Origin of the sequence: Ancylomarina sp., from assembly GCF_041555295.1 — a bacterium.
Taxonomy (GTDB): domain Bacteria; phylum Bacteroidota; class Bacteroidia; order Bacteroidales; family Marinifilaceae; genus Ancylomarina.
In genome coordinates this window covers 19,370-33,173 of the sequence record NZ_JBFFKR010000003.1, presented here as the reverse complement: position 1 = coordinate 33,173, position 13,804 = coordinate 19,370, and the positions used below count along the sequence as shown (strand labels likewise).

Genomic DNA, 13,804 nt, shown 5'->3' with positions numbered 1-13,804 from the left:
ATAGAAAAAGGAGTCTAACGACTCCTTTTTTTTATGACCTATTTTTAAGAACAATCTTAGATATACTCTTCCATTAAATTGAAAAGTGTTTTAGATTGGAATGGCTTTGATATATAAGCGTCCATACCAATTTCGATAGATGTTTCTTTGTCTGAAGAAAAATAGTTGGCACTAAATGCGATAATTGGTACACGATATGCTCTGTCAACTTCCATTTCTCTAATGTGTTGAGCTGCTTCAATACCACCCATAATTGGCATTTGCAAATCCATTAAGATCATATCGTATTGATTGTTGGCGAACATTTCAATCGCTTCCTTACCATTTTCAGCAATCTCAACCTTACCTACTCTCGATCTTAAGTAAATTTCAATCGTTTTTCTGTTACTAAGCTTATCTTCTACTAATAAGATTTTTGCTTCACCAATTGGGATGTTTCGTTTTTCTATTTCCGTTTTAACGACAATACAAGAATCGATATTCTCTTCCCAACAAACACGTTCAATTTTTTCCATATAATATTTTAGTAGCCGAGTAAGAAATTAAATTTGACTGATTAAAATTAGACATTTATATGATAATTAAAAATCTTATTGCTTAAAATATTTTAGTTACTTATAATGTCTTTTGGGTTCAGTTCTGTTTAATATTAGTTTATTTGTTTACACTATCAGGTTTTTGTGATTGATCGCTCCATTAGTTTTTTTATTTTTGTGTGAGATTGATGCTTAAGTATTGAATAGAAATAGCTTGATATTTGTTCTCAATTGATTGTAATTTTGAAATAGAGTTAAAATTTAAATAGATGGCTGACGATAAGAAGATTATCTTTTCGATGGAGAGAGTGAGTAAAACGTTCTCTTCCCAGAAAAAAGTATTGAATAATATCAACCTTTCTTTCTTCTACGGAGCGAAAATTGGTATTATTGGTTTAAATGGTTCGGGTAAATCGACATTGATCAAGATTATTGCAGGGCTTGAGCCTTCATTCGATGGACATGTTGTTTGGTCGAAGGATCACAATATCGGTTATTTGGCTCAAGAGCCAGATTTGGATGATAGCAAAACGGTGAGACAAATTGTTGAAGAAGGTGTTCAGGAGATTGTTGATTGTTTGAATGCTTACGAAGCAGTTAATTTGAAATTTGGTGACCCTGATGTTCTTGAGGATCCGGATAAGATGCAAGCTGTAATGGATGAGCAGGCTGAGCTTCAAGAGAAGATTGATCATTACGATGCATGGAATCTTGATACTAAGTTAGAACGTGCTATGGATGCATTGCGTTGTCCTGAAGGTGATGCTATAGTGAAGCATTTATCGGGAGGGGAACGACGTCGTGTGGCTTTGTGCCGTCTGCTTTTACAAGAGCCAGACATTCTTTTGCTTGATGAGCCAACTAACCACTTGGATGCTGAATCGGTAGAGTGGTTGGAGCAGCACTTAGCTCAATATAAAGGAACTGTTATTAGTATTACTCACGACCGTTATTTCTTGGATAATGTGGCGGGTTGGATTCTTGAACTCGATAGAGGCGAGGGAATCCCTTGGAAAGGAAATTATAGTGCTTGGTTAGATCAGAAAACCAAACGTATGGCTATGGAGGAAAAAACGGCCAGTAAGCGTCGTAAAACTTTAGAGCGTGAGTTGGAGTGGGTACGCATGGCTCCAAAAGCCCGTCAAGCAAAATCTAAAGCTCGTTTGAATGCTTACGATACCATGATGAATCAGGATCTTAAAGAAGCTGAAGAAAAGCTGGAGATTTTCATCCCTAACGGCCCTCGATTGGGTAATAAGGTGATTCAGGTTAAAGAAGTATCAAAGGCTTTTGGAAACAAATTACTTTTTGAAAATTTGGAGTTTGAATTGCCACCTGCAGGTATTGTTGGTGTTATTGGACCCAATGGAGCAGGTAAAACTACACTTTTCAGAATGATTATGGATCTTGAGCAACCTGATAAGGGAACTTTTGAAGTGGGTGAGACTGTGAAAGTGGGATACGTCGATCAGCAACATGCCGATATCGATCCTGAGAAATCGGTTTACGAAGTAATCTCAGGTGGAGGCGATTTGATTAATGTTGGCGGACGTACCATCAATGCTCGTGCCTATGTGGGACGATTCAATTTTAACGGAGCCGATCAGGAGAAAAAATGTGGCGTACTATCGGGTGGTGAGCGTAACCGTTTACACTTAGCTTTAACGCTAAAGGAAGAGGCTAATGTTCTTTTACTGGATGAGCCAACCAATGATATTGATGTAAATACGCTTCGTGCTCTTGAAGAAGGTTTGGAGAGTTTTGCAGGTTGTGCTGTTGTGATTTCTCACGACCGTTGGTTCCTGGATCGTATTGCAACTCATATTCTGGCATTCGAAGGTGACTCTCATGTTCAATTCTTCGAAGGTGGCTATAGCGATTACGAGATTAATAAGAAGAAACGATTGGGTGACGAAGGACCTAAGCGTATTCGATATAAGAAATTACTGGCTGATTAATTTTAGTTTGATCAAAAGATTGAGGGAAGAAGCCAGATTGGTTTTCTTCCCTTTGTTTTTGTAATTTTGACATAAGTAATTTAAAACAAACAAGCATGACGTACTTTAGAACGCCACATGAAGAAAGAAATTGGGCAATGTTTTGCCATTTAGGTGGTTTGGCTTATTTTATCCCATTGGGAAATATTATTGTGCCTCTTATTTTATGGAGCATGAGAAAGGACAGTTCGGCCTTGGTCGATCGCGAAGGGAAAAAGGCCTTGAATTTCCAGATTTCTTTTACGCTGTATATGCTAATTGCTGGTTTTCTAGTGTTTGTGCTTGTTGGTATTCTGTTCCTTGTAATACTAGGGCTTTTGCAACTTATCTTTGTTATAATGGCTGTTGTTAAAACCCTTAGCGATGAAGAGTTTGAATACCCAATGACCATCAAGTTTATTCAATAGCGCTTCGGCAAGCTCAGCAACCAGACTTTGATAATAAAAGTTTCCCGCTGATTTTGCTGATAGGCGCAAATGTTTTATTTTTCACATCATGCTTCGGCTAAGCTCAGCAAACGTCACATCCTCAAATCAATTAATCTTCATACATGTCTTCTTTTTCAACTTTTAAGCTGATCTATTTTATCGGATTGGCTTTAATTTTAATCGGCGGTTACCGCATATACAATCAGCTTTCATTTGGGAACATTATTATTTCGCTTGGTTTGCTCACTTACGCTATTGTTCAACTTTATCTGCTTATAAAGCAAGGAATAAGCAATTGGGGCTTGTTTGAATACACCAAAACATCAGTTAATGTTTTATTCATCAGCTCGGTTATACTGCTGATGGGATTCGAGAGCAAAGCTTGGTTCTATCCCTTGGTGCTGGGCATGTTGCTCGACTTTTTTGCCAATATATTTAGGCGAGTGAATCGATCTTAGATCTGGCGCAATAAGAATTCAGACGCAGATTTTAATCAGTGTCTAAACTTTATAATATGAGTGTCAGTTTACTGATACTTTTTTTTTGCTTCAAACTCTCGTAAGTTCTATTTCAAATACACCCTTTCGTCTGCCGACACTTTGTTCACTTTAAAATTATTTTAAAGGTGTTCACAATCTACGCTACCCTAAAGGGAAAGATTTGGGAACTTAAAATTGAATATTAATTCTCAATTAAGTTATAGTTTTTCCACTTTTAGGGGAGATGTCCGAAGGACAGAGGGCTGCTCAACTATTCATTGTTTTATGAACAAGCGTAGAAGGCTGGGAACTCTAAAAATATTTGATATTTTTGTATCACAATTTGAAGAGATGATCAAATGAGTGAACGCATCAATATATAAGGCTTTTAGAGTATTGTGAAGTTGAACAGGAGTAGAAAGCTGAGATCTCAATTCAAATAAATGAACTAATTAACCAATTAAAAGAAAAGAAATGGCTCAAAAACCGTCAATTCCTAAGGGAACGAGAGATTTCTCACCTGTTGAAATGGTGAAACGAAACTACATATTCGATACCATTAAAGAGGTGTTTCAACTCTATGGTTTTATGCCCATCGAAACACCATCGATGGAAAATTTGTCGACCCTAATGGGGAAATACGGCGAAGAAGGAGATAAGCTATTGTTCAAGGTTCTTAACTCGGGAGATTTTATCTCTAAAGTGAGCCCCGAAGTACTAGAGGCTCGCAATTCGAACAAATTAACCACAAAGATTAGCGAAAAAGGCTTGCGTTACGACTTAACCGTGCCATTTGCACGCTACGTTGTACAGCATCGCAACGAAATAACTTTCCCATTTAAGCGTTACCAGATTCAACCCGTTTGGAGAGCCGATCGTCCACAAAAAGGGCGTTACCGCGAATTCTACCAGTGCGATGTTGATGTTGTAGGTAGCAATTCTCTGTTGAACGAGGTTGAATTGATTCAGATTGTTGACGAGGTTTACAAGCGATTGAAGTTAAATGTGCTTGTGAAATTAAATAACCGTAAAGTTTTGGCTGGTATTGCCGAGATTATTGGGGAGGCAGATCGAATTATCGACATTACTGTTGCTATCGATAAGTTGGATAAGATTGGTTTGGACAATGTGAATAAGGAAATGTTTGAGAAAGGTATTCCTCAAGCAGCAATTGACACGCTTCAACCTATTATTCTATTGTCGGGAACCAATATCGATAAATTAGCGAAGCTAAAAGAAGTTCTTTCCGCCTCGGAAGTAGGAATGAAAGGTGTTGCTGAATTGGAAACGGTTTTCTCTTACTTAGCAGACTTAGATGTAACAACAGAAGTTGAATTGGATTTAACTCTGGCAAGAGGCTTGAACTATTATACCGGTGCTATCTTCGAAGTCAAATCGAAAGATATGGAATTCGGAAGTATTACAGGTGGCGGTCGTTACGATGACTTGACTGGCATTTTCGGTTTGAAAGATGTTTCGGGTGTTGGTATTTCATTCGGTGCTGATAGAATCTACGATGTTTTGGAACAAATGGACAGATTCCCTGCCGAGACGGTGAATACCACTAAGGTGATGTTCGTCAACTTTGGAGAGAAAGAAGAAAAATACTGCTTGCCAATATTAGTGAAATTAAGAGCCAACGGTGTAAAAGCTGAAATCTTCCCTGATTCTGCAAAAATGAAAAAGCAAATGACTTATGCCAACGACAAACATATTCCTTTTGTGATAATGGTTGGTGAAACGGAGATGGAAGAAGGCTTGTTGAGCCTAAAAGATATGGAAACAGGTGATCAAATAAAACTGACTCCTGAAGCTCTAATCGAAAAATTAGCTTAGCTTGCGCATCCAAATTCAATTAGATTAAAGTCGCATATCCTTATGGGTATGATAAAAATATTTAGAATTAAATGATATTTAAATTATTAGATAGAGCAGCTGAGAGTATTGGTGGCGACATTCGTTGCCCCTGAGTTCTTGCGTGATTTATTACGGCTCAATAATGGAGGATTATTCATTGTTGCAAGCTTTGATGAATAGGTATGCTGTAGGCATACCTCGCTTTTGAAATATATTTAAAACAAAAAATACTAAATAAATACACGACATGTCTAATACACATTTTATTAGCCCAGAGAAATTAACGTTCTCTAAACTTGAAGAAATTCTTGAAAAAGGATACAAGCTTGAATTATCTGAAGAATCAAAGAAATTAATTCTTGATTGTAAAGCCTATCTTGATGCAACTATTGCAAAAGCAGATAAGCCTCTTTATGGTATTACTACAGGTTTCGGATCTCTTTGTAAGATTTCTATTCCTGAAGAAGATCTAAGTCAACTTCAGAGCAACCTTGTAATGTCTCACGCTTGTAGCTTGGGTAACGTTATTCCTGAGGATGTAATCCGTTTGATGCTTTTGCTTAAGGCTCACGCTTTATCATTGGGTAAATCAGGTGTTCAGATCGAAACTGTTGAGCGTATCCTGGCTATGTATAATAGCGATGTTCTTCCTGTTGTTCGTCACTTAGGATCATTGGGTGCTTCTGGTGATTTGGCTCCTTTAGCTAATCTATTCTTACCATTATTTGGTGAAGGTGAAGTGATTTACAAAGGTGAAATTCGTCCTGCTGACGAGGTTTTAAAGACCTTAGGTTGGGAGCCTATCAAATTAGGCGCAAAAGAAGGTTTGGCTTTATTGAATGGAACTCAGTTTATGAGTGCTCATGCAGTTTACGCTTTGCTTAAATCATTCAAATTGGTGAAGTATTCTGATATCATCGGTGCTATTTCTTTGGAAGGTTACGATGGAAGAATCGATCCTTTCTTGGCTCCAATTCACGATGCTCGTCCACATAACGGACAAATCGAAACAGCTCGTAACATTCGCAGCCTTTTAGAGGGTAGTGAATTTATTGCTAATGAGAAGAAAAATGTTCAGGATCCTTACTCATTCCGTTGTATGCCTCAGGTTCATGGTGCTTCTAAAGATGCCATTAACTATGTTGCAAGCGTTGTTGAAACTGAAATCAATTCAGTTACTGATAACCCAACTATTTTTATTGAAGAGGATATGATCTTGTCAGGTGGTAACTTCCACGGACAGCCATTGGCTCTTGTTCTTGACTTCCTTTGTATTGCTTTAGCTGAGCTAGGTAGTATTTCTGAGCGTAGAACTTACCGTTTAATTTCGGGTGATAGAGATCTTCCTGAGTTCTTAATTTCTGATTCAGGATTGAATTCAGGATTTATGATTCCTCAGTATGCAGCTGCTTCTATTGTAAGTCAGAACAAGCAATTGTGTACACCATGTTCAGTTGATTCTATCCCTTCGTCAAACGAGCAGGAAGATCACGTGAGTATGGGTGGAAACGCAGCTACTAAGACTTTATTGGTTGCTGACAACATAGAACGTATTTTCGCTATCGAGTTGATGAATGCAGCTCAAGCAGTTGATTTACGTCGTCCAGGAAAATCATCTCCATTCTTAGAGGCATTCCTTGAAGAATTCAGAACTGCCGTTTCTTTCAACGACAAGGATAGAGTGATGTATAAGGATATCGAAGCAGCAATTGCATTTCTTTCAGCTGGAAAATTTGAAGGTGGTGAAAACTAGATTAACAATCTGAATGAAGAAGTCTATTCTTCAATCACATTTATATATAATAAAGGCCGTCCATCAGGACGGCCTTTTATTTTGGACCTAAATTTAAAAGGTTTCTACAGTGTAATTTAATCTTTTAGACTCTTCGACTTTCTAGTAACTCGTCTCATCAATCTTCACCTTACCGCTAAAGGTTTTGTATACAAAAAAGGTATAACTTAAAACCAATGGACCACCAATGGCTACAATAATCATCATGATTTTTAATGATTTGAGCGATGAAGCTGCATTGTAGATATCGATATTATTTTCAGGACTGATTGATGAAATCAGAAGATTCGGATAAGCTTCTAAAGCGCAAAGCACTAACATGAAACTGATACAAAGCGATGAAAATAGAAAAGCTTGAAGGAATTTTTTCTTATGTGTTAATCGTGGAATATTAGCAATGCTGAGTACGACTAATACAGGTAGTATTAAAGATGCAGGCATTTCCATTAGCTTGTCGCTCAAGTGTGGTTGATAGGCAAGTGTATATAAGGATGTCAAGCCAAAAGCGATGATAAACGCACCCATGGCATACTTCTGTAAAACGACTAGGCGTTCGTATAATTTACCCTCTGTTTTAAGTAGAAGATAAATGGCACCGTGCGACATAAACAAACTCAGACTAGTTAGTCCCATCAAAATGGAGTAGGGATTTAAAAAGCTAAGCAAAGCATCGCCATTATAATTGTGATTAGCATCAATGGGAATGCCAATCAAGACATTGCCCAATACCACACCCAAAAGAAAGCCTAGCATGATACTTGAAAAACTATAAACGACATCCCACGTTTTTCTCCACCATTTCATTTCTTCTTTGCCACGAAATTCGATGGACACCGCACGAAAGATAATGAAAAAGAGAAAGAGCATAAATGGAGTGTACATGGCCGATAGCAAACTGGCGTATGCAACGGGGAATCCTGCAAAGAGAGCACCACCGCCAATAACTAGCCACACCTCGTTACCATCCCAAACGGGACCTACGGCATTCATGGCAATACGACGAGATTGTTCTTTTCTGAAAAATAGATGCCAGGCACCTGCTCCAAAATCGAAACCATCGAGTATGGCATAGCCCGAAAATACGCCACCAACGACCAAAAACCACCAGGTCTGATAATCTAATCCTAATAGAGTTTCCATATGTTCATATTAATGTTCTATTCCTTTAAAATTGAGGATTAGAACGTGAATTTTGATTTGTATTTTTAATCAGTTGTCTTTTCACTTTAACCTTTACCCATTCTTACCTTATCATTCACTAATAGCCTCTTCAATCCCCTTGGTTAAAGGACGATTCTCGGTGTCGTGAATATCGTAAGGTCCATGTTGGATTTTTTTGTTTAGGATGTAGATAAACAAAACAAACAAGAGAGCATAGATAAAGAAAAACATGATAAGAGAGAACCAAATTTGATTGGCTGAAACGGCTTGCGAAAAGGCATCGGACGTTCGGAGTAAGCCATATACCACCCAGGGCTGTCTTCCCATTTCAGCTGCAAACCAACCTGTTTGATTTGCAATTTGAGGTAAGAATACGGCGAATATGAAGGAAACAAGCAACCACTTTTGTTCGAATAATCTGCCACGCCACCAGTAGAAACAAGCTAAAAGTGTTAGACCAATTAGTGCCATTCCTATGGCAACCATTATATGATAGAATTGGAAGACTGCATTAACTTGTCCTGGCTGATCTTCTTTAGGAAAAGCATTTAGTCCAGTTACGGGGGCTTCAAAATCGTAATCTAAAATAAAAGATAAGCCACCTGGTATTTTTATACCGGTAACTTCCTGCTTGTTTTGATCCACCCAGCCCATGATATACATATCAGCAGGGGCACTTTTTTCGTAGTGACCTTCCATTGCCGCTAGTTTAGCTGGCTGATTTTTAGCCACACCTTCTGCAGAATGATGTCCTGTAGCAAGTTGACCCAATGAAAGAACTGTAGCTGCGATTAAAGCAATTTTAAAGGCCTTTTTTGATATCTCAATATGTCTGCCTTTAATGAGGTAATAGGCGTGTACACTTAAGACTAAGAAAGTACCAGCAAGTAATGCTCCTAACCAAACGTGGGTTATTCGATCTACACTTGATGGATTGAAAACCATTTCCCAGAAATCAGTGACTTCTGCACGTGCATTCATACCTTCGCCAACGATATGATAACCTGCTGGAGTTTGTTGCCATGAGTTGGCTACAACTATCCAAACAGCTGAGAACATAGAGCCGAAGAAGACTCCGATAGTAGAAATTAAGTGTACCTTGGAGCTCACGCGATTCCAACCGAAAAGTAAAATTCCCAGAAAACCACTCTCAAGTGCAAAAGCGAAAATACCTTCTGCAGCCAGAGCTGATCCAAAGATATCGCCAACGTACTTTGAGTAAATGGCCCAGTTTGTTCCAAATTCAAATTCCATAACGATACCGGTTGCGACGCCAATACCGAAAGTTAATGCAAATATTTTGGTCCAAAAGCGGGCCAGTGTTTCATACACTTTTTTTCCTGTGCTCACATATATGCTTTCAAAAATGACCATCATCATACCCAAACCGATGCTTAGTGGTGGATAGATGTAATGAAAGGCGATGGTAAATGCGAACTGTATTCGAGCTAATATTTCTACATCCATAACTTATGTTTTAATCCCAATGACTTGGGAAAGTTCGATGTTGTAATGAAACAACACGATTTATATGAGTTAACACGACAAAGTTAAGCTTTTGATTTTATTCAAATCATTATACTTTATTTTTTATGTATGAAAAGATTGATTTTAATGATCTGTCCTTAGGATCAAAAAAAGGTCAGTGAAATAAATCACTGACCTTAATGTTGTATTTTATGTTGGTTAAATGATCATAAATTGGCATTTAATGAAAGTGCCGAGATGCATTTAACAATGCTTTTGACTTAATAGTCTCTAATGAACTGGGAGTTCTACTTAATTCTACGATTATCCTTATCGCTAAAATGATACATCATTAAATCGTATGACGGAATAGCTTTTACATTCAGTTTGATTTTATAAGTTGATTGCCATTTGCGTCGCAATGTTTTAATAAAACCTTGATTGATGTAAGCTGCCACAAAAGGATGCACCTTAAGAGTCAATTTCGTTTCCTTGTTTTTTTCAACTAGGCTTGCTAATTGATCTTCGATTTGATCTGTCAATAAAACTGCAGGTGAAATTTCTCCCGAACCTTGGCAAGTTGGGCATTTTTCTTGAACTGCTACATTCATTTCAGGACGAACACGCTGACGAGTGATTTGCATCAAGCCAAACTTACTCAATGGGAGTATGTTATGCTTGGTACGATCTTTATTCATCATTTCTTTCATCTTCTCGAAAAGCATACTGCGGTTTTCTGCAGAGTGCATATCGATAAAATCGACAACGATAATACCTCCCATATCACGAAGTCTCAACTGACGAGCAACCTCTTCTGCTGCTGCGATGTTTACTTCTAGGGCATTGGTTTCTTGATCGTTTCCAGCTTTTGAACGGTTACCTGAGTTCACATCGATAACATGGAATGCTTCGGTGTGTTCTATGATAAGATAAGCTCCACTCTTAAATGAAACAGTTTTCCCGAAAGAAGATTTGATTTGTTTGTCTATGCCTAATTGATCAAATATTGGAAGTTCACCTTTAACGTGGTTCACAATTTTTTCTTTCTCAGGTGCAATACTTGCAATATATTGTCTGATATCAGCTGCAGCAGCTGCATCGTTCACATAAATATTCTCGAATGATGAATTCAGGATATCACGAAGAATAGCCGTAGTACGATTCATCTCGCCCAAAACAAGACTTGGCGGGGTAATTTCACGAATATTGTGGAAAGACTCTTCCCAACGTTCAATTAAACCTCGAAGTTCTTTGTCGAGCTCGGCAACACGTTTCCCTTCGGCAACAGTACGTACTATAACCCCATAATTCTTAGGAGTAATGCTTTGTAATAATTGCTTGAGTCGAGATTTTTCTTCTGTAGATTTTAATTTCTGGGAAATTGATACCTTATTGGCAAATGGCATCAACACGATATTACGTCCGGCAAGTGAAATTTCCGAGCATAAACGAGGGCCTTTGGTGGAAATCGGTTCTTTTGCAACCTGAACAAGAATATATTGTCCAGACTTTAAGACATCCGTAATTTTTCCATTTTTATCGATATCTGGCTCCAATTTCATTTTAGAAATTGAAAGGCCTTTGCCTTTTCGGGCTATGGCTTGTTGTAAGAATTTGTTTAAAGTAAGGAATTGCTGTCCTAAATCTAAATAATGAAGGAATGCATCCTTTTCATATCCAACATCAACAAAAGCGGCATTTAAACCAGGCATGATTTTTTTCACTTTACCTAGATAAATATCGCCAACTGCAAATTGAATATTGCTTTTTTCCTTAGAAATCTCAACCAATTGCTTGTTATCAAGCAAAGCAATTACAATTTCGTTCGGTTGTACATCAATTACAAGTTCATTACTCACTTGGAAGCTCCTATATTAAATTCAAAAAATAATTAATTCTTACAAATAGATAAACCTAAAGTACTAAAAAGTTCTTTAGGTTTATACATTATACTCTTACTAATAAGCGTGATAAGAATTATTTCTTCTTATGACGATTTTTTCTTAATCTCTTTTTACGCTTGTGCGTAGCCATCTTATGTCTTTTTCTCTTTTTTCCGCTTGGCATAACTTAAATATATTAAAATTTGTTTTTAAAGTCTGAGACTACTTTACGTTTGTTTTCACTTTACTTACGAAAGTCTTCGCCGGTTTAAATGACGGGATAAAGTGCTCAGGAATAATAATAGTTGTGTTTTTAGAAATGTTTCTTGCAGTTTTCTCTGCTCTTTTCTTAACGATAAAACTTCCAAAACCTCTTAAATACACGTTTTTACCTTTTACAAGTGAACCTTTGATAGTATCCATGAAGGCCTCAACAGTTTTTTGTACTGTAATTTTCTCAATCCCCGTGTTCTTAGAAATCTCGTTAACAATATCTGCTTTAGTCATCTCTTAAAAATTCTTTAATTATCAATTATATACAACAGTTTTTTCTCAAAATCAGACTGCAAATATATATGATTTCTCTTTATTAAAGAAATCGAAAGCACTATTTTTGTGTGAAATTATAAAAAAAAAAAAATGCGTAACAATCTATGTCTATGCTGAATAGCAAAATTATAAACTGGTATGAGTTCAATAAGCGTGATTTACCATGGCGAAACACTTCAGATCCATACAAAATTTGGATTTCAGAAATCATGTTACAACAAACTCAAGTTGTTACAGTTGTAGACTATTATTATCGTTTTATAAATAGTTTTCCTACAATTAAAGCTTTAGCATTAGCAGATGAACAAGAGGTCTTGAACCATTGGCAAGGTCTTGGTTATTATTCGCGTGCTCGTAATTTGCATCAGGCAGCAAAGTCTATTGTAGACAATTATAATGGGGTATTTCCTGATTCGTTTGATGAAATTATAAAATTAAAGGGAATAGGTGTTTATACAGCTTCTGCAATATCGGCTTTTGCATTCCATTTACCTTACGCTGCTGTCGATGGGAATGTGTATCGAGTTTTGTCTCGTTTGTTTGGTGTTTCTGAATCAACAAACTCGCCTAAAGGAAAGAGAGAGTTTCAATCTCTGGCCGATGAACTTATGGCGGATGCACCTCCACATTTATATAATCAGGCAATTATTGAGTTTGGTGCATTACAATGCACAGCAAAAAATCCAGATTGTGAAGTTTGTCCTCTGCATGCTCAATGTTTTGCCTATATAAATAAGCAGCAGAATGTTTTTCCAGCGAAGAAAAAAAAGGTGAAAGTGATAGATCGTTTTTTCTATTACCTCTATATATATAATGAAGAACGGTTTTTAATGCAACAAAGAGGTGAACGTGATATTTGGCGAAACCTATTTGAATTTCCTTTAATTGAGCTTGATAATAAAATAGAATTAGTAGATTTGATTAAATCTGAGGCATGGAGGTCTCTTCTGAGAGATGTGAAAGTAGAAGTGACAGACCAAATTGTCACTAAAGCGCATAAATTAAGTCATCAGAATTTACATATAGAGTTCGTTCATATTAGGGTTGAAGATAAAGAGTTTGAAAAATTCTCTTCTTTAATTAGAGTTGATAAAGAGGCTGCTAGGGATTATCCAATGCCAAAACCAATTGAGATGCATTTAGCAAGGGAATAAACTTTATGTGAATAAAAATATTTTTATCTAGCAAAAAAGTTTATAACTTTATTGTTGTTAACTAAAAAATAAGAAGATATGTCAGTAAATAAAGTAATTTTGGTTGGGAATGTAGGTGCAGACCCAGAAGTGAAATACCTTGATAATGGTGTAGCTGTTTGTAATATTCGTTTGGCAACAAGTGAATCTTATACTCGTAATGATGAAAAGGTGACACAAACAGAATGGCACAGTATTGTAATGTGGCGTAAATTGGCAGAAATTGCTGAAAAATACGTAAAAAAGGGCGCTCAACTTTATATTGAAGGCCGTTTAAGAACCCGTAATTGGGAAGATCAAGACGGTAAGAAACGTTATACGACTGAAATTTTTGCTGATAATTTTCAAATTTTAGGTCGTCGTTCTGAAGGAGAGGGAGCTCCTATTGAAGAAGCTGCTAAACCTCAGGCTGCTGTTACCAATACAGCTGAGGACGAAACGGATGATTTGCCATTCTAAAAC

At 37.1% G+C, this 13,804-nt stretch carries 12 protein-coding genes; 7 read left to right on the top strand and 5 right to left on the bottom strand.

What is annotated here, in order from left to right; all coding sequences use genetic code 11:
* Nucleotides 1-56: 56 nt before the first annotated feature.
* The gene (locus ABY905_RS00675; protein WP_372639486.1) at nucleotides 57-515 is read right to left on the bottom strand and encodes a response regulator; all 459 of its coding nucleotides are present in this window, start codon (nucleotides 513-515) and stop codon (nucleotides 57-59) included.
* 290 nt (nucleotides 516-805) lie between these two features.
* Here ABY905_RS00675 and ettA point away from each other — a divergent pair, with 290 nt between their 5' ends.
* The 5 genes from ettA (at nucleotide 806) to hutH (ending at nucleotide 7,050) form a co-directional block, all read left to right on the top strand.
* Nucleotides 806-2,494: an energy-dependent translational throttle protein EttA gene (ettA, locus tag ABY905_RS00670; protein WP_372639485.1), complete on the top strand. Its 1,689-nt coding sequence runs from the start codon at nucleotides 806-808 to the stop codon at nucleotides 2,492-2,494.
* 95 nt (nucleotides 2,495-2,589) lie between these two features.
* Entirely contained in the window at nucleotides 2,590-2,940 is a 351-nt protein-coding gene (locus ABY905_RS00665) for a DUF4870 domain-containing protein (protein WP_372639484.1), read from the top strand.
* A 143-nt stretch (nucleotides 2,941-3,083) separates the two neighbouring features.
* Nucleotides 3,084-3,419: a hypothetical protein gene (locus tag ABY905_RS00660; protein ID WP_372639483.1), complete on the top strand. Its 336-nt coding sequence runs from the start codon at nucleotides 3,084-3,086 to the stop codon at nucleotides 3,417-3,419.
* Nucleotides 3,420-3,914: 495 nt separating this feature from the next.
* Complete coding sequence (gene hisS / locus ABY905_RS00655) at nucleotides 3,915-5,276, top strand: histidine--tRNA ligase (RefSeq protein WP_372639482.1); 1,362 nt, start codon at nucleotides 3,915-3,917, stop codon at nucleotides 5,274-5,276.
* 268 nt (nucleotides 5,277-5,544) lie between these two features.
* Complete coding sequence (gene hutH / locus ABY905_RS00650; RefSeq protein WP_372639481.1) at nucleotides 5,545-7,050, top strand: histidine ammonia-lyase; 1,506 nt, start codon at nucleotides 5,545-5,547, stop codon at nucleotides 7,048-7,050.
* Between the two features lie 141 nt (nucleotides 7,051-7,191).
* Here hutH and cydB read toward each other — a convergent pair whose 3' ends face one another.
* From cydB to ABY905_RS00630, 4 genes are all read right to left on the bottom strand, one after another.
* Nucleotides 7,192-8,229: a cytochrome d ubiquinol oxidase subunit II gene (cydB, locus tag ABY905_RS00645; RefSeq protein WP_372639480.1), complete on the bottom strand. Its 1,038-nt coding sequence runs from the start codon at nucleotides 8,227-8,229 to the stop codon at nucleotides 7,192-7,194.
* A 111-nt stretch (nucleotides 8,230-8,340) separates the two neighbouring features.
* Nucleotides 8,341-9,717, bottom strand: a complete 1,377-nt coding sequence (locus tag ABY905_RS00640) for a cytochrome ubiquinol oxidase subunit I (RefSeq protein WP_372639479.1) — start codon at nucleotides 9,715-9,717, stop codon at nucleotides 8,341-8,343.
* A 308-nt stretch (nucleotides 9,718-10,025) separates the two neighbouring features.
* Nucleotides 10,026-11,576 (bottom strand): ribonuclease E/G, encoded by a 1,551-nt coding sequence (locus ABY905_RS00635; RefSeq protein WP_372639478.1) that lies wholly within the window; start codon nucleotides 11,574-11,576, stop codon nucleotides 10,026-10,028.
* 246 nt (nucleotides 11,577-11,822) lie between these two features.
* Nucleotides 11,823-12,107 (bottom strand): HU family DNA-binding protein, encoded by a 285-nt coding sequence (locus ABY905_RS00630; protein WP_125030273.1) that lies wholly within the window; start codon nucleotides 12,105-12,107, stop codon nucleotides 11,823-11,825.
* 152 nt (nucleotides 12,108-12,259) lie between these two features.
* On the opposite strand from ABY905_RS00630, the gene mutY reads away from it, so the two are divergent.
* Both mutY and ABY905_RS00620 read left to right on the top strand, forming a co-directional pair.
* Entirely contained in the window at nucleotides 12,260-13,303 is a 1,044-nt protein-coding gene (gene mutY, locus ABY905_RS00625; RefSeq protein WP_372639477.1) for an A/G-specific adenine glycosylase, read from the top strand.
* A 78-nt stretch (nucleotides 13,304-13,381) separates the two neighbouring features.
* On the top strand, nucleotides 13,382-13,801 hold the full coding sequence (locus ABY905_RS00620) for a single-stranded DNA-binding protein (RefSeq protein WP_372639476.1): 420 nt from the start codon (nucleotides 13,382-13,384) through the stop codon (nucleotides 13,799-13,801).
* The last annotated feature ends 3 nt before the right edge of the window (nucleotides 13,802-13,804 follow it).

What these genes read in the sequence shown, in the direction of transcription:
- ABY905_RS00675 (WP_372639486.1), bottom strand. Translation starts at nt 515, where the DNA reads ATGGAAAAAATTGAACGTGTTTGTTGGGAAGAGAATATCGATTCTTGT.
- ettA (WP_372639485.1), top strand. Translation starts at nt 806, where the DNA reads ATGGCTGACGATAAGAAGATTATCTTTTCGATGGAGAGAGTGAGTAAA.
- ABY905_RS00665 (WP_372639484.1), top strand. Translation starts at nt 2,590, where the DNA reads ATGACGTACTTTAGAACGCCACATGAAGAAAGAAATTGGGCAATGTTT.
- ABY905_RS00660 (WP_372639483.1), top strand. Translation starts at nt 3,084, where the DNA reads ATGTCTTCTTTTTCAACTTTTAAGCTGATCTATTTTATCGGATTGGCT.
- hisS (WP_372639482.1), top strand. Translation starts at nt 3,915, where the DNA reads ATGGCTCAAAAACCGTCAATTCCTAAGGGAACGAGAGATTTCTCACCT.
- hutH (WP_372639481.1), top strand. Translation starts at nt 5,545, where the DNA reads ATGTCTAATACACATTTTATTAGCCCAGAGAAATTAACGTTCTCTAAA.
- cydB (WP_372639480.1), bottom strand. Translation starts at nt 8,229, where the DNA reads ATGGAAACTCTATTAGGATTAGATTATCAGACCTGGTGGTTTTTGGTC.
- ABY905_RS00640 (WP_372639479.1), bottom strand. Translation starts at nt 9,717, where the DNA reads ATGGATGTAGAAATATTAGCTCGAATACAGTTCGCATTTACCATCGCC.
- ABY905_RS00630 (WP_125030273.1), bottom strand. Translation starts at nt 12,107, where the DNA reads ATGACTAAAGCAGATATTGTTAACGAGATTTCTAAGAACACGGGGATT.
- mutY (WP_372639477.1), top strand. Translation starts at nt 12,260, where the DNA reads ATGCTGAATAGCAAAATTATAAACTGGTATGAGTTCAATAAGCGTGAT.
- ABY905_RS00620 (WP_372639476.1), top strand. Translation starts at nt 13,382, where the DNA reads ATGTCAGTAAATAAAGTAATTTTGGTTGGGAATGTAGGTGCAGACCCA.